Origin of the sequence: Methanocalculus chunghsingensis, from assembly GCF_018132105.1 — an archaeon.
In the GTDB taxonomy this organism is placed as follows: Archaea; Halobacteriota; Methanomicrobia; order Methanomicrobiales; family Methanocorpusculaceae; genus Methanocalculus; species Methanocalculus chunghsingensis.
Map to the genome: position 1 here is coordinate 1 of NZ_JWHL01000001.1, position 15,910 is coordinate 15,910.

The window sequence follows — 15,910 nt, forward strand, 5'->3', positions numbered from 1 at the left end:
CGCTGAGAATTGCGGCACGCTTCTCACCATCTGCCCTGAGGATTGCAGCACGCCGCTCACGTTCCGCAGATGTCTGCTCAGTCATCGCCTTTTTGACGGCACCGATCGGATCGACTTCCTTAATCTCGACACGCTCTACTTTGACGCCCCACTGGTCGGTCTCCCGGTCAAGCATGTCCCTGAGCTTGTTATTGATGAGATCCCTGTTGTAGAGTACCTCATCAAGCTCCATATCACCAATGATACCACGAAGGCTTGTCTGGGCGAGTGCAACGGTTGCAGCCTTATATGCGGCAACCTCGAAGTATGCCTTCTCAGGATCCATTACACGGACGTAGATGATTGCATCAACATTCGTCGGAGAGTTATCCTTGGTGATAACTTCCTGTGATGGGACATCGATCACCTGGGTTCGGAGATCCAGCTTGATCACTTCAGTGATGAAAGGAACGATCCACCGAAATCCGGGATTCATCCTGCCTGTATATGTTCCAAGCCGGATGGTCAGCCCCTGCTGATATGGCTGTATGATGACAACACCGCGGGCAAAGATGAATACGATCACTAAAATCAGAATGAACGTGGTTAAGTTTAATGTAAACAGATTATCCAGAATTGACATTATAATTGTACCTCCTCAACAATAACATGCACTCCCTCGGAACTGACGACCCTGACGGGAGTTCCGGGGGAGAGTACTCTTCCAGTTGAGCGTGCGCTCCACTCGACACCGGCGATTAAAACCTTCCCAAAGACTTCCTCACCGCCAACCTCCCGTATCACTTTTCCTTCCCTGCCAATCAGCGAATCCCTGCTTAGCGTGGTTGGTAGCTGTTCGGGAGAGAGGCGCCGATAGAGGAGGACGGAGAGGCTTGCTGCAATCAATGCCGAAGCTACTCCGAGGATAACGCCCCAGACTGTATTGAATACATCGATACCCATCAGGAACATGATACCCAGAACAATCATCGTCGTACCGGGTACCGCAGCAAAGAAGCCCGGATTGATGGCCTCATAGAGGATAAGGAGTGCCCCGATAATGATCAGTGCAAAATACAGGTTGGTCTCAAGCACCATATGGATAGATGGCAGGGAGGGGGTATAATTCCTTCCTTCAATCCATTTATCTGAGGATGCGGGCGATCTTCACACCTTTCGGAACACCCAGATCCCGTGCGATCGGCTCACATTTCACCATCATCAGAACTGCAATTGGGGGGAGTTCCTTATACTCTGATAAAGATTCATAGTTGGCAAGTCCTTTGGAGATAATAAGGGTCGCTCTTTGAAGCGCCTGCTGCAGATCAACGGGGATACAGTTGAGGTTAATTCCAAGTTCTGCTCCACCTCCTGTGGTGGTCAGGTGGTCGGCGACTTCTTCTATCCCGGCATCCCGTGCTTCATCCAGTGTCGCGTCGTTGAGCATGGGGGCCTCTTTGACAGCAACAGTAACATGTGCCCCGAGGTTCTTCAGCTCCTCGATCAGGAGTTTGTCAAAGAGGATTTCTCCGGTATTATCAGTTAGATAAACGACTCTGCGCGCACGCTCTGCGATTTCATCCGAGTCATCATGGTAGAGCCCATCTTCAAATTCGCGCCTGAAGAACCCGGTATAATCTTCGGCAATTGTATGGCCAAGAACTCCATAATCGATTGAATTACCGATCGTTGCTGCAATGATGGCTGATTTGAAGTCGGTTATATATGGCCGTACCTTTACCAGAACCTCACGTGCGGTCTTCGTATCATTATATTTCAGCGCTCTGTATGGATCCGTTGATCCAACGGATTTGTAACAGCAACGGTGAACTGCCCCGGCAATAACGGGTGCGGGAACATCATCGTTCCATCGTTCTTCAAGCAGGATTTTGGCGGAATCCACTGCTTCATCAATCCGGTCCGGATCATCTGTGCAGAGTGATGCTTCAAATCGTACGCGGGAAAGGAGACAATCCCTGCAATCATCGGTAATTCTCATGTGATCAACCTGATGTAAGAAAGAGTTGAAATGGGGCCACTGCGATTTGAACGCAGGTCAGAAGACCCCCAGTCTCCTAGGATGGCCAGGCTACCCTATGGCCCCGTCCTAATTACATTCGACAGGATGATTTATCTAGTTTACTCTTTTGTTGCCGGATAGCGGCTTTCCTGGTGATCAGGATGATTGAGCGTGGTGATATTCCCTTCAGCCCCCAAAAAAAAGCAAAAAGGTATTTATGTATACAGTTAATCAATCATTGATTTGTCTGTTTCAAACATTCATCTGTCGTGATCACCTGTTCGATCTTCGGATGATTGGCAGGATAATGATTTCAGGGGTTGGAAAATTACTGGAGAATACATAGATGTCATCACCAGGTACACTTAAAGAGAAGGTTCGTCATTATATCGATGATATACTGGCGGTTCCGGGGATTATTGATTGTGCCCTTGTTTCAAACGATGGTATCCTCATAGGCAAATCTTTCGAAGACTCAATTTCGGCACAATCATTTGGGGCAATGTGTGCGACGATGATTGCCTCCTCAGAAGCCGCAGCTTCAGTTGTAAATGTAAAATCTCCTTTTTGGGTTCTTGTAAAGAGTGAAGATAAGATGATCATTGTTATTGGAGCTGGTGCCCGCCTTCTGATTGCTGCGATTGTCGATGTAGGTGTGGATGTTGAAGTTCTCTCAACAAAACTCCTTGAAATCGGGGAAAGTATTGGGGGTACTCTCTGATGACTGCGACAATTCTGGTTATCGATGATAATCCTGCTATCGTTGAAGTCTTTGTCACCATGCTCAGACGGGGTGGGTATGAGACATATTCAGCCGGAAGTGGTCAGGAAGGTCTCAATCTCCTTGATGAAATATCCCCTGATCTGATACTCCTTGATATTATGATGGAACCGATGGATGGGTGGGAGACGCTTGAGAATATCAAACTGAATCCACAAACCCGGGATATACCGGTCCTGATGCTGACGGCAAAACAACTCACTCCTGATGAAGCGCAGGAGTATGGGATATATATTGAGGATTACATCATCAAACCGATCACCCATAAAGAGCTTTATGATGGAATTGAGCATGTTCTTGCCCGAAGGCGGGAGATCGCTGAAGCTATCCGTCTTGCTGAGGAACGGGGGACAAATATAGCTCTTGTCTCTGAATATGCGCGCCTTGTCAAGAGTGTGGATGTCAACAGGCGTCTTATACGAATACTTGAGAATACCTATTCGCTCAAGGATCTGCAAACGGGAAGTGTCGACAAGATTGAGATTGCAATGCGGAATATGAAAAATGGCCTCTCTATTCAGGAGGCCCGTCTTGAAGAGTTGCGGGATCAGATCGGGGTTGAAAAATCCGAATAATCAGAATCCTTTCTTTTATCGTCTACATTTCCGTCTTCCAGAGGACATAAATACCTGCGACCAATACTCCGATGATCCCGATGATCGCAATGGACTCTGTGATATGCATCTCTTCAATGTTGATGATCAGAACCTTTCGTACCATGGCGGTCAATCCTGCAATAAGAATCGGCCTGACAAGAATGCGCCCTGTGCGGAAATATGAGGTGACTGTCTCGAGTACCTCAACGACAATGATCGTCAGGAGAAGGACATAAAGGATCTCGACAATTCCCTGGATGAGGTTTTCGTGTGAGAATATTGTCAGTATCAGATAGGCTGCATCGAAGAAGGTGAGCAGGGCAATCACGATAAGCAGGATGGCGATCAGGGCATAGATGATGAGGGTGCTTCTTGATATGATATCAAGAACAGTCTTCATGGTGGGGCTGAGATGATCATAGTCTGACATATGTTCGTCACTTCTGTATTGATTTACTACTTCTTGCGCGTCCAACAAAAGGATGTCGATCTACAATTGATTTGATAGTATTAACAGTCGGGTCGGGGTTCTGCCAAGAATGATGGTGGGGGAATATCCGTTAAATTTATATGTGTAAATGACATTTTTATAATGCTAGGTTTCATTGACCAGTGGGTCCGTAGCTCAGTCAGGCAGAGCGCCTGGCTTTTAACCAGGTGGTCGGGGGTTCAAATCCCCTCGGGCCCGTTTCCACGGTCAAAACTGTGGTTTTTGTGCGGTGAGATCTCTGAACATCATCCAATTCAACACTATTTGTAGGGGCTATCATTGATGGGCACCAGGTTAAATGTTCTGATGCATGATATGGTGCCAAAGCATCAGATCATGGAAAATGAAGAAGTGAGCAAACTCCTCTCTGATTATAATATTACGATTGAGCAGTTACCAAAGATATATCATGATGATCCGATAGTTAAAGCTGTCGAAGCTTTACCGGGGACCGTCTTACGGATCACCCGTAAAAGTCATACTGCTGGTGAAGCTGAATCGTATCGCCTTGTCGTGAGGAGACCCAAGAAATAATCGGAGATGATCCATCTGATTGATAGAAGCGTATTATCGCAGGCATATTTTTCCAAAGATCATGTTGCACGTCACCAGTTTGAGTCTTATAACAATTTTTTAGATTTCAATCTTCAGAAAGTCGTCAATGAGCAGCGTATCATAGAAACTGATATTGAACACAGAGGGAAGAATAACGACCCGGTCTGGGTGGAACTTGGAAAGATCAGAGTTGAAAAACCGATCGTCCGGGAAGCTGATGGTTCTCAGAGTGAGTTGTTCCCAACCGAGGCGCGGCTTCGTAACCTCAACTATGCCGCACCAATGATCCTCGAGATGACTCTCTGCCAGGGTGACATACGGTATGATCCAATTGAGACGACGATTGGGCAACTCCCCGTGATGATTGGATCAAAAGCCTGCAACCTCTATGAACTCTCTGATAAAGAGCGGGTCGAACGTGGTGAGGATCGCCTTGACTCAGGAGGGTACTTCATCGTTAACGGGACTGAGCGTGTCCTGATGACGCTTGAGGATCTTGCATCGAATAAGATCATGACCGAGTATACTGAACGGTACAACGAACAGATACATGTATCAAAGGTATTCTCGCAGTATCGCGGTTATCGTGCGCTTGTGGTCGTCGAGAAGAATAAAAAGAATCTCCTTGATGTATCATTCCCCTCGGTGGCAGGAAACCTCAGGTTTGCTGATCTGATGCGCTCGCTCGGCCTCGAGACGGATGCGGACATTGTTACTGCCGTCTCACGGGACGAGGATATCCTCACATACATGCTTCAGAACCTTGAAGCGGCTGAATGCAGTTCTGTCGAAGAAGGAGTGATGTATGTTGGTAAGAAACTGGCTCCCAACCAGACGAAAGAGTATCAGCGGAAGCGTGCAGAGTTCGTCCTTGACAATTATCTCCTTCCACATCTCAATTACCTGATCTCGCCAACATTAAAAGAGGGTGATCCTGGTCATTCCGAGATGGTTCTGAATGTCAGGCTTGCCAAAGCTCACTTCCTCGGCCGGATGGCAGAGGCCTGTTTCCATCTCGCCCTCCATAAGAGAAAGCCTGATGATAAGGATCATTATGCCAACAAGAGGCTGAAGCTTGCCGGTGATCTGATGGAGGATCTCTTCCGGATATCACTTAATCGTCTGACAAGGGACATCAAGTACCAGCTTGAACGTGCGAGCATGCGACACCGTGATCTTTCGATCCAGACAGCAGTCAGAGCCGATGTCCTGACTGAACGGTTGCTCCATCCACTTGCGACAGGCAACTGGGTTGGTGGGAGGACCGGTGTCTCACAACTGCTTGACCGGATTGACCATATGTCGGTCATCTCCCACCTGCGAAGGGTTATTTCCCCTCTTTCAAGGTCCCAGCCACACTTCGAGGCTCGTGATCTGCACCCGACCCAGTGGGGCCGTATCTGTCCATCAGAAACTCCGGAAGGACCAAATTGTGGTCTTGTAAAGAATTTTGCCCAGCTCGTTGAGGTTAGCAAAGGTACGGAAGATGATGACCATCTCAAACAGGTGCTTCTAAGCATCGGTGTGGAACCTCTCAGAGGTGAGAACTGATGATGCAGAAAGCACGAATATTCGTCGATGGTGCCCTGATCGGTGTCGCGGATGATCCAGTTGCGCTTGTAAAGAAAATACGCGAGCTCAGGCGGCGTGGTGATCTCCCCTCCGAGGTCAATATCTCATTTAAGGAATATAGTAACGAGATTGTCCTGAATACCGATCGTGGACGTGCCCGCCGCCCTCTTATCATTCTCGAAGGTGGAAAACCGGTCATTACTGATGAGGATATTACAAGGATAAAATCGGGTGAGTATACTTTTGATGATATGATCATGCAGGGGAAGATCGAGTATGTCGATGCTGAGGAAGAGGATGATCTCTTCATCGCCGTCAGCCAGGATGGCATAACCACTGAGCATACGCATATGGAGATCGATCCCCAACTGATTCTTGGCATTGGTGCAGCACATGTTCCATTCCCTGAACATAATGCATCACCACGTGTAACGATGGGTGCAGGAATGATCAAGCAGGCGCTCGGATTTGCTCAGGCGAATATGAAGCTTCGGCCGGATACACGTGGCCACATGCTCCACTACGGGCAAAAGCCTCTTGTCAAGACTCAGGCAGCCGAGCTGATCGGATCTGAGGAGCGCCCTCAGGGGTACAACCTCGTCGTTGCCATCCTCAGTTATGAAGGATATAACATTGAAGATGCGCTTATCTTCAATAAGTCTTCAATTGAACGTGGTCTTGGTCGATCTCATTTCTTCAGAACCTATGATGGAGAGGAACGTCGATATCCTGGTGGTCAGATCGATCGGATTGAGATCCCTGACGAGGATGTCTCCGGCTCCCATGGAGAGGGTGCATATCGGAATCTCGATTCTGATGGTATCATCGGCCCTGAGACGATCGTCTCTGAGAAGTCGGTTCTCATCGGAAAGACTTCCCCACCCCGGTTCCTTGAAGAGCCGACAGCAGAGCTGATAGCTGTTGAGAAGCGGCGGGACACCTCGGTTACGATGAGGAGCAATGAACATGGCATCGTTGATACTGTCATACTGACCGAGGGTGAGAACTCCTCACGCCTCGTCAAAGTCAGAACCCGTGATCTCAGGATTCCTGAGATCGGTGATAAGTTTGCGTCACGTCATGGTCAGAAAGGGATCATCGGGTTGATTACCCAGCAGGAGAACCTCCCCTTCACCGAATCAGGTATCACTCCTGATCTTGTCATCAACCCGCACGCCATCCCGTCACGTATGACCATTGGTCATATGATTGAGATGATCGGTGGTAAGGTTGCGAGCCTTCAGGGGCGCAGGATCGATGCGACGCCTTTCCGTGGAGAGAAGGAGTTTACTCTTAGAAAAGAGCTCCAAGACCTTGGTTTCTCTCATAATGGAAGAGAAGTGATGTATGATGGCATCACCGGCCGACGCTTTGCTGCTGATATCTATGTTGGTGTCATCTACTATCAGAAGCTCTACCATATGGTCTCAACCAAGATGCATGCCCGTTCCCGTGGACCTGTTCAGGTTCTGACCAGGCAGCCGACTGAGGGACGTGCCCGTGAAGGAGGTCTTCGGTTCGGTGAGATGGAACGTGATGTCATGATCGGCCACGGTGCAGCCATGGCATTAAAAGAACGTCTTCTTGATGAGTCGGATGCTGTGAAGGAATGGGTATGTGCTCAGTGTGGCATGGTCGCGATGTATGATGCCAAGAGGAAGGTAACCTCCTGTCTTGCGTGTGGTGCAGAGACAGATATCTATGAGGTTGAGATGAGCTACGCCTTCAAATTGCTACTGGATGAGATGATCAGTATGGGAATTGCCCCACGACTGATATTAGAGGATATTGTCTGAGGTGATCGAGATATGCCAAGCCCAAAAAGAATAGGAATGATTGATTTTGGCCTCTTTTCACCAAAAGATATCCGTAAAGTAAGTGTATGCAAGGTGATCTGGCCGGATACCTATGATGATGATGGGTTTCCATACAGCAAAGGCCTGATGGATCCAAGTCTTGGAGTCATCGATCCTGGTCTCCGTTGTAAGACATGTGGCCAGAAATCCGGGGATTGCCCCGGTCACTTTGGTCATATCGATCTGGCGAAACCAGTAATTCATGTCGGGTTTACACGGTTGATCAGGAAACTCCTGCGTGTCACCTGCAGGGCATGTGGTCGTCTTCTTCTTGAACCCCAGGAGATTGAGAAGTTTTCTGCACTGGAAGAAGATCCTTTCTCTGCTGAGGTCGTCTCTGAGAAGGATATCAAGAAGGAACGGAGTTGCCCTCACTGTAATGAACAGCAGTTAAAGGTGAATTTCGAGAAACCGACGACCTTCATGGAGGTCTATGTTGATGATGGCAGAAAGGTCGAGCATAAGCTGACACCCGCAGATATCAGGGCCCGGCTTGAGCGTATTCCATCTGACGATCTCCGGATTCTTGGGATTGATGCCAGTGTTGCCCGTCCTGAATGGACGATCCTGACGGTTCTCCCTGTCCCACCGGTGACGATGCGTCCTTCTATCATTCTGGAAAATGGTCAGCGTTCAGAGGATGATCTCACCCATAAGCTCGTTGATATCATCCGGATCAACCAGAGGTTTAAAGAAAACCAGGATGCAGGGGCACCTCAGTTGATTATTGAGGATCTCTGGGAACTGCTTCAGTACCATGTGACCACCTACATGGACAATGAAGTGGCAGGATGTCCACCTGCACGCCATAGATCCGGCAGGCCGTTAAAAACCATCTCCCAGCGTTTGAAGGGTAAAGATGGCCGTTTCAGGGGTTCTCTCTCCGGTAAGCGTGTTAACTTCTCAGCCCGTACGGTTATATCTCCCGATCCGAATCTCTCTGTATCCGAGGTCGGTGTTCCACTTGCAATAGCGAATGAGATGTCCGTCCCTGTCAGGGTTACAAGCCATAACATTGAGGAAGTTCGTTCAATCGTCATGGTCGGACCTGAACGTCCGACCCTGCGTGATCCTTGTGGTGCAAACTACGTGATCCGGCCGGATAAACGGAGGATTCGCCTTCATGGTGGATCCGGACCTCTTGATAACCGTGAAACAGTTGCCCAGATGATTGAGGTTGGTTGGACCATTGACCGCCAGCTTCGTGACGGGGATATCGTCCTCTTCAACCGTCAGCCATCACTGCACCGGATGAGTATCATGTCCCACCGGATCAAAATTATGGGTGACAAGACGTTCAGGCTTAACCCTGCTGTCTGTCCCCCATATAATGCAGATTTTGATGGTGATGAGATGAACATGCATGTCCCGCAGACCGAGGAGGCACGGGCTGAGGCATATCTTCTTGCATCTGTTCAGGAGAATATTCTCTCCCCCCGTTTCGGGGGTCCCATCATCGGTGGTATTCATGACCACATCTCGGGCATCTTCCTGCTGACGCATATGCCGAAATGGCATACCAAGGCAGAGGTACTGTATCTTTTAAAGCATACCAATATCGAATACCTCCCAAAACCCGGTAAGATCGAGGATGGCATTGCATACTGGACAAATAAACAGGTCTTCTCCCTTATCCTTCCAAAAGGATTGAATATGGTCTATCGGGCCACGTCCTGTAAGAATTGTAATGAATGCAAACGCGAGCTCTGTGAACGAGACGCATACATCAGGATCGAGGATGGAGAACTCATTACCGGCACCATCGATAAAAAATCGGTTGGTGCATTTGATGGGGCTATCATGAACCGGATCATCCGTCAGCATGGACTTGAGCGAGCCCGCCAGTACATCGACGATATGACACAGCTCTCGATCCGGAGTATCATGCTCATCGGTTTCTCTTTTGGAATCGATGATGAAGATCTATCCAGAACCGAGTATGCCCAGATACGTGATCTCCTTGATGAGGCAGAGGTTGATGTTGAGAAGAGGATCAGCATCTACACGAACGGCCAGCTCGAACCAATGCCGGGCAGGACTGCTGAAGAGACGCTTGAGATGCAGATCATGCAGGTCCTCGGAAAGGCCAGGGATCGCACTGGTGATATTGCCGGCCGGCACCTTGGACTTGGAAATTCCGCTGTGGTTATGGCCGTCTCCGGTGCCCGTGGTTCGATGCTGAACCTGACCCAGATGGCAGGGTGTATCGGCCAGCAGTCGGTTCGTGGTGAGCGTATCGTTCGTGGATATGAAGGACGGACGCTCCCTCACTTCAAAAAGTATGATCAGGGTGCAGGAGCTCATGGTTTTATCCGGAACTCTTATAAGAGTGGTATCAATCCGACCGAGTTCTTCTTCCACGCGATTGGTGGCCGTGAAGGTCTCGTCGATACAGCAGTCAGGACCTCGCAGAGTGGATATCTCCAGAGGAGGCTGATCAATGCACTTCAGGATCTGAAGGTCGCCTATGATGGCACCGTCAGAACAACAGGTGGCCGGATCCTCCAGTTTAATTATGGAGAGGATGGAACCGATCCGACGAAGAGCGCGTTTGGAGATCCGGTGGATGTCAAAGGCATTATTGAGAGTGTTCTGAAGGAGGAGGTCTGATATGAGCGAGAAATATATTGAGAGACTTGAATCATTCAGTCTTCCGGAGACGATCCATGATCTGATCACAGAATGGCTCTCTGGAAAAGAAGTTGAAGAAGACGTCTTTACACGTATTCTTGATCGTATCTGCCGTATCAATGATGCCCATCTTCCCGTCAAGACACATGATCAGCTGATCAGTCTCCTTCTGAAGAAAGAGGATCAGGATAATCCCGTTACTGATGAGCAGTTTGATGAGATTCTTACACGTGTCATCAAGGAGTATGGTCTCACCAGAATAGAACCATGCGAAGCGGTCGGGATCATTGCAGCCCAGTCGATAGGTGAGCCTGGTACACAGATGACGATGCGTACCTTCCACTATGCTGGTGTCGCTGAAATTAACGTCACCCTGGGTCTTCCACGTCTCATTGAGATTATGGATGCACGAAAGGAGCCATCGACCCCGACAATGACGATCTACCTTGAGGATGGATTCCGCGAAGATCGTGACCGTGCCCGTGAGGTTTCCTGGGATGTTGAGGCATCTCCACTCCATGAATTTGGCGACATCGTCACTGACATGGAAAATATGCGTGTCATCGTCACCCTGAACAAGGCGGTCTGTGATAAGCGGAGGATAAAAATCTCCGAGATTCTTGAGCGCGCACCCGCGAAGATCCGCGAGCGCCGCCATTACCGGGACTTTGAGTTTGAGGTGAATGAGGCCGAGGGCATCATTCGTTTCATCCCAAAAGACCAGTTAAGCTATCAAAATCTCTTCCAGCTTGTCGAGCATGTCAGAAACGTCATCGTGCAGGGTATCGATGATATTCAGCGTGTCGTTGTCAGAAAAGAATCCGGAGAGTATATCCTATATACTGAGGGATCCAATCTTAAAGACGTATTCGAGGTTGAGGGCGTGGATACCACGCGAACCCGTACGAATAACATCAATGAGATCTCTCATATTCTCGGAATCGAGGCAGCACGAAATGCAATCATTCACGAAGCGAATAGTACGCTTCGTGAGCAGGGTATCGGTGTCGATGTCCGGCATATCATGCTCGTTGCAGATATGATGTGCATGGATGGTGAGGTCAAACAGATTGGCCGTCACGGTATTGCTGGAGAGAAGGAGAGCGTCCTTTCACGTGCGGCGTTTGAGGTGACAGTCAATCACCTCCTCGATGCGTCAATAGCGCATGAACATGACGTACTCTGCGGTGTCACGGAGAATGTCATCGTGGGCCAGCCAATTCAACTCGGAACGGGTGATGTCCGGCTGGTAGTCAGGCCGATGAACAACATCACCAGAACAGGTGAGAACTAATGGATTTCAATACATCTTTACGCAGGGCAATGAAGACCGGAACGGTCACACTTGGCCGGAACAGTACAGAGACAAGTATCAAAGATGCAACAGCTCGTCTTGTCATCATTGCACAGAACTGCCCGGAAGACTTTAAAAAATTTGTAGAGGGTCAGGAGAACCTGGCTGTTTACCCGTATAAGGGCTCAGGCCGCCAGCTCGGCCGAGAGTGTGGAAAAGACTTTATCGTCAGTGCGCTTGCCGTCATCGAACCTGGTGAATCTGACATTCTTACCCTTCAGAGAGCGTAATATGTCCGAAATTACCTTAACAGAAGACTGCATGCGGCTGATCTCTCAGTTTGAGAATCTCACCGGTGCTGGTGCACGTGACTGTGTCATCGATGATCGCTACGACAGGGTCATCTTCATCATTAATCCTGGTGAGATGGGTCTGGCAATCGGCAAGAAGGGTGCAAGCATCAAGAAAGCATCCGAAGTTCTTGACAGGCGGGTTGAGGTCGTTGAATATTCAGATGATCTCGTCCAGTTCATCAGAAACTGCCTCCTCCCGGCACAGGTGACATCTGTGACCATTGAAGGAGAAGAGGATGAACAGGTCGCCCATGTCGAGGTTAATGAGGAAGATCGTGGTCTTGCAATCGGAAAAGAAGGAAAGAATATTCTGAAAGCCAAGTACCTCGTCCGGAGACAGTTTGATATCGCAGATATCGAACTTATCCAGGAATAATCTCTCTTCATTTTTATCAGGATATATAGATGGAGAAGATAATCGTCTCCTTTACATGCATAGATGATGAGTCACCCCGCCTGCGTGAACGTGTCATCGCCCTTTTTGTCAACGGACGGTATGCAGCAACACCGATCATCATCCCCGACTCTGTCGAGGAGTTTGTCATCGGGCATCTCTTCTCAGAAGAGATCATCAGAACTCTGAAGGATATCGAATCCATCAGGGTTGAGGAGAACCGGGTCAGCGTCCTGACGACCGATCCCTTCAGGATTACCGGCAGAAGAAAGACAGTTCTCTCCGGATGTGGGGGGAGTACATCCTATATCGATCTCTCAAAACTTCCTTCGATCCAATCCGGGCTCTCCCTCTCTCTCTCTGATATTTCTTCTGCTCTGATGGACTGTTCCACTGATACCCCGTTTCCTGCCGGGGCATTCCTCTGTGGTAAAGATGGGGTGATTATTCGATCGGAGGACCTTGAGATCCTCCATGCGGTTGATCGTGTTATCGGTTCCGGGTTAAAGGCAGATATCACCTTCTCCGAGACGTTCCTCATCATATCCGGCATGATCTCTTCAGAGCTAGTACGTCGGAGTCTCCTTGCAGGCATTCCGATTCTTCTTGGACGATCTGCACCAACGGATCTTGCTGTTCGTATTGCAGGGGAGATGAATCTCACGCTCGGTACGTTCTCTTCAGATGGTGCCTTGGTCCTCTATACTCATCCGGAGAGGATCAGCGTCCCTGGTTGATCTCCTTGATAGCCGCTATCAGGAGATCAACCTCGTTCTCTGTTGTGTACAGTCCGATACTCGCCCTGACAGTACCTTCAGGGAGTCCGAGTCTCTCCATCAGCGGCTGGCAGCAGTGGTACCCTGAACGGACCAGGATCTCGGCATCGGCATCGAGCCGCTCTGCAACCTCATGGGGATGAAGCCCGTCGATGGTAAATGAGACGACTCCGATGCGATTTTCTGGCTCTGCTGGTGCATAGATAGTAACCCCTTTGAATCTTGAAAGGCCATCTATCAGGCGTGTTGTGAGTTCTTCCTCATGTTGCCTGATCGCCTCCATCCCGATCTCTTCGAGATAGTCGACAGCCACACCAAGTCCGATTCCACCTGCGATATTCGGGGTTCCGGCTTCGTAACGGCCATATCCCTCGACAGACTGGTAGCCATCCTGTGAGACTGACTCGACCATTCCTCCACCCAGAATGAGAGGGTTGATATTCTGCTCCTTCATCCAGAGGATACCGGTTCCTGTTGGTCCAAGCATCTTGTGACCTGAGAAACAGCAGAAGTCACAATCGATCTCCTGGAGACTGAATGGAATATGCGGCACTGATTGTGCGGCGTCGATGAGAAGGAGCGCCCCGTGGTCTCTGCAGAGCCGCCCGATCTCCCTGACTGGTGTGATGGTTCCGATAGCATTTGATGCATGGGTTATCGCAACGAGCCTTGCCCCTTTTGAAAGGGTCTCTTTCAGTTCATCGATATTCAGAGTATAATCGTTATTGATCCCGATAATCTCAAGTTCGACTCCTTTGGCAGCCAGTGCACGCCATGGGAGAAGATTTGAATGGTGTTCCAGGATGGTTGTGATGACCCGATCCCCGGGCTGCCAATCCAGCCCTGAAGCGACCATGTTGATGGATTCGGTTGTATTCTTTGTAAAGACCGTTGTCCCTGCCTCCCCATGGATGAACCGTGCGACCTTCGTATGGGCATGCCAGTATCGCTGTGTTGCTATCTGTGTGAACCTGTGGACTCCACGACCAACATTGGCACGGTACCGGTGTTCAAATTCAATAAGAGCATTGACGACCGGCTCAGGAGAGAAGCTCATCGCCGCCGAATCGAGATAGATTGCCTCATGGACGATCGGAAAATCCCGCCGTATCTTTGCGATCGGATACCCGGGTTCATCAATGGAAACTATTTCCTCCGCTATATCCGGTATCTTTCTCTCCTCAGCAGGAATTGAACGAAGTGTGTAGTCTTTTTCTACGGTGATTCCGTGATCCCGGCAGAGCTCCCGCATCTTTGGTGGGAGTGCCCTCCATCGCCAGAGGCCATATTCCGTAAAGCCCTTCGGCATCCCGGTCTTCATCGCCCATCGTTTGAGGAACGAATCCCACTTATCAGTGAGATCCGGATGTATCTTTCTGATAGTCTCGTATTCGCTCTCGAGCATCGCAGGGCAGAGATAACAACCGATCCGTTCAAGTCCCATCTCGTAGAGGGGGTTGATTTTTGCATTCTGCCACCAGAGGTAAAGGAAGACTTCAAGTGCACGCCAGTTTCTGATCGGTGAGACATTCAGCTGGAGTGGGTTTGCAGGATTCTGGCTCGTCTCTTCGAGATCTGCTCTGTTCCATGACTCATACCATCGATTTCCCTGAAATGTAACACAAGGTCCTATTTCTGAGAGATATAGTCGGAGCGGGTGGAGTTTGAGGAGCTTACAGCACCACCGGTGATCTTTCCCCGGCGGTCCGGCTCGTTCGACTGCTGCGAAGAAGTCACCAGCCTTTCTGATGATAGGAACCCCCATGGATTCTATATACGCAATCGTCTCCGGAAGCTCGATCCCTGTGTCAATGAAGAAAGCTGACGTGACACCGGCTTTCCGGGCGAGATGGAGGACTGCCGTGCTGTCTTTCCCACCCGAGAATGAGACATTTGCGACGGGACGATCATGTATATGGGCTTTAATGATCCGCAGGGCATCCCGTTCAAGGAGCTTAAGATGGTACCTGTTCTGTTCGATAACCTTCTTCCAGTCCGGGTTATCTGGTGTTACCGGATCCACCTGTCCGAGTTCCTTTACTCGTACATGACCCTCCTTTACAATGCCGGTTCCGTATTTCTTTCTATAGGAGATGATGCATGTACCCTCGGGAACCGGGGTTTTAAGAGGGAACCGCTTTCCCCCGATACGGACTTTGCTGGTCTGGTCGAGGTGCTCGTCCAGTTGCAGAATACCTTTTTTTGCAAAGGGGAGGAGGAAGGGAAGAGCCTCAGGTACGATGTCAAGGGAGTATCTTCGTTTCACCGGATCAAAGAGGAGCCATCCGAATCGCCTCCCATGCATGATGATGAGATCTGCCCTGTCCGTTCCGCCCGATTTATTCAGGATAACGATCTTTGGAATCGGGATATCACCAAATTGTGCCAAAAGGAGAGCTCTTATGAGGTCCATATCCGCTCTGAGTGCAGGCCTGAGATCATAGGGTTCAAGAAGGGGTATACTTCGTCCCTCAGCTCCACATCCACATCTTCGACCGAGGAGGGGAATATTGCAGGTGTCACACCAGAAAAGGATCTTCTTGACGGCAGGCTCTCTCATTGTCTGATATGTGTGTTGTTTGAGACAATGAAAGATATGGTGGGGATATAATC

Annotated in this window: 15 protein-coding genes and 2 tRNA genes; 11 read left to right on the plus strand and 6 right to left on the minus strand. The window is 49.4% G+C overall.

What is annotated here, in order from left to right; translation table 11 throughout:
- From RJ53_RS00005 to RJ53_RS00020, 4 genes are all read right to left on the minus strand, one after another.
- The coding region (locus RJ53_RS00005) for an SPFH domain-containing protein (protein WP_246495896.1) at positions 1-622 on the minus strand (622 nt) is incomplete at its 3' end.
- A complete protein-coding gene (locus RJ53_RS00010; RefSeq protein ID WP_211529564.1) occupies positions 622-1,077 on the minus strand; it encodes an NfeD family protein in 456 nt (151 codons plus the stop codon). The genes RJ53_RS00010 and RJ53_RS00005, both read right to left, overlap by 1 nt.
- A 46-nt stretch (positions 1,078-1,123) precedes the next feature.
- Positions 1,124-1,978 carry a damage-control phosphatase ARMT1 family protein gene (locus tag RJ53_RS00015; RefSeq protein ID WP_211529565.1) on the minus strand — a complete coding sequence of 285 codons (855 nt, stop codon included), beginning with the start codon at positions 1,976-1,978 and terminating at the stop codon, positions 1,124-1,126.
- Positions 1,979-2,009: 31 nt separating this feature from the next.
- Positions 2,010-2,083 (minus strand) — tRNA-Pro (locus RJ53_RS00020).
- Between the two features lie 262 nt (positions 2,084-2,345).
- Between RJ53_RS00020 and RJ53_RS00025 the strand changes: the two genes are divergently transcribed.
- Together RJ53_RS00025 and RJ53_RS00030 are read left to right on the plus strand one after the other, a co-directional pair.
- Positions 2,346-2,720 (plus strand): roadblock/LC7 domain-containing protein, encoded by a 375-nt coding sequence (locus RJ53_RS00025; RefSeq protein ID WP_211529566.1) that lies wholly within the window; start codon positions 2,346-2,348, stop codon positions 2,718-2,720.
- Entirely contained in the window at positions 2,720-3,355 is a 636-nt protein-coding gene (locus RJ53_RS00030; RefSeq protein WP_211529567.1) for a response regulator, read from the plus strand. Before RJ53_RS00025 ends, RJ53_RS00030 begins: the two co-directional genes overlap by 1 nt.
- A 22-nt stretch (positions 3,356-3,377) precedes the next feature.
- Here the strand turns inward: RJ53_RS00030 and RJ53_RS00035 are convergent, their stop codons facing one another.
- On the minus strand, positions 3,378-3,806 hold the full coding sequence (locus RJ53_RS00035; protein WP_211529568.1) for a phosphate-starvation-inducible PsiE family protein: 429 nt from the start codon (positions 3,804-3,806) through the stop codon (positions 3,378-3,380).
- A gap of 184 nt (positions 3,807-3,990) precedes the next feature.
- Between RJ53_RS00035 and RJ53_RS00040 the strand changes: the two genes are divergently transcribed.
- From RJ53_RS00040 to RJ53_RS00080, 9 genes are all read left to right on the plus strand, one after another.
- Positions 3,991-4,064 (plus strand) — tRNA-Lys (locus RJ53_RS00040).
- A gap of 84 nt (positions 4,065-4,148) precedes the next feature.
- Positions 4,149-4,400 carry a DNA-directed RNA polymerase subunit H gene (locus tag RJ53_RS00045; RefSeq protein ID WP_211529569.1) on the plus strand — a complete coding sequence of 84 codons (252 nt, stop codon included), beginning with the start codon at positions 4,149-4,151 and terminating at the stop codon, positions 4,398-4,400.
- Positions 4,401-4,406: 6 nt separating this feature from the next.
- The gene (locus tag RJ53_RS00050) at positions 4,407-5,972 is read left to right on the plus strand and encodes a DNA-directed RNA polymerase subunit B'' (RefSeq protein WP_211529570.1); all 1,566 of its coding nucleotides are present in this window, start codon (positions 4,407-4,409) and stop codon (positions 5,970-5,972) included.
- 2 nt (positions 5,973-5,974) lie between these two features.
- Positions 5,975-7,789, plus strand: coding sequence for a DNA-directed RNA polymerase subunit B (gene rpoB, locus RJ53_RS00055; protein WP_211529820.1), 1,815 nt, complete (start codon positions 5,975-5,977; stop codon positions 7,787-7,789).
- A 12-nt stretch (positions 7,790-7,801) separates the two neighbouring features.
- Positions 7,802-10,459 carry a DNA-directed RNA polymerase subunit A' gene (locus RJ53_RS00060; protein WP_211529571.1) on the plus strand — a complete coding sequence of 886 codons (2,658 nt, stop codon included), beginning with the start codon at positions 7,802-7,804 and terminating at the stop codon, positions 10,457-10,459.
- A gap of 1 nt (position 10,460) precedes the next feature.
- Positions 10,461-11,774, plus strand: a complete 1,314-nt coding sequence (gene rpoA2, locus RJ53_RS00065; RefSeq protein WP_211529572.1) for a DNA-directed RNA polymerase subunit A'' — start codon at positions 10,461-10,463, stop codon at positions 11,772-11,774.
- Positions 11,774-12,064, plus strand: coding sequence for a 50S ribosomal protein L30e (locus tag RJ53_RS00070; protein ID WP_211529573.1), 291 nt, complete (start codon positions 11,774-11,776; stop codon positions 12,062-12,064). Before rpoA2 ends, RJ53_RS00070 begins: the two co-directional genes overlap by 1 nt.
- Before the next feature lies 1 nt (position 12,065).
- Positions 12,066-12,503 (plus strand): NusA-like transcription termination signal-binding factor, encoded by a 438-nt coding sequence (locus RJ53_RS00075; protein WP_211529574.1) that lies wholly within the window; start codon positions 12,066-12,068, stop codon positions 12,501-12,503.
- 29 nt (positions 12,504-12,532) lie between these two features.
- Positions 12,533-13,258: a formate dehydrogenase accessory sulfurtransferase FdhD gene (locus RJ53_RS00080; protein WP_211529575.1), complete on the plus strand. Its 726-nt coding sequence runs from the start codon at positions 12,533-12,535 to the stop codon at positions 13,256-13,258.
- On the opposite strand, the gene RJ53_RS00085 is transcribed toward RJ53_RS00080, so the two are convergent.
- Entirely contained in the window at positions 13,242-15,857 is a 2,616-nt protein-coding gene (locus tag RJ53_RS00085) for an aminotransferase class V-fold PLP-dependent enzyme (RefSeq protein WP_211529576.1), read from the minus strand. The two genes, RJ53_RS00080 and RJ53_RS00085, sit on opposite strands and share 17 nt — an antisense overlap.
- Positions 15,858-15,910 lie beyond the last annotated feature (53 nt).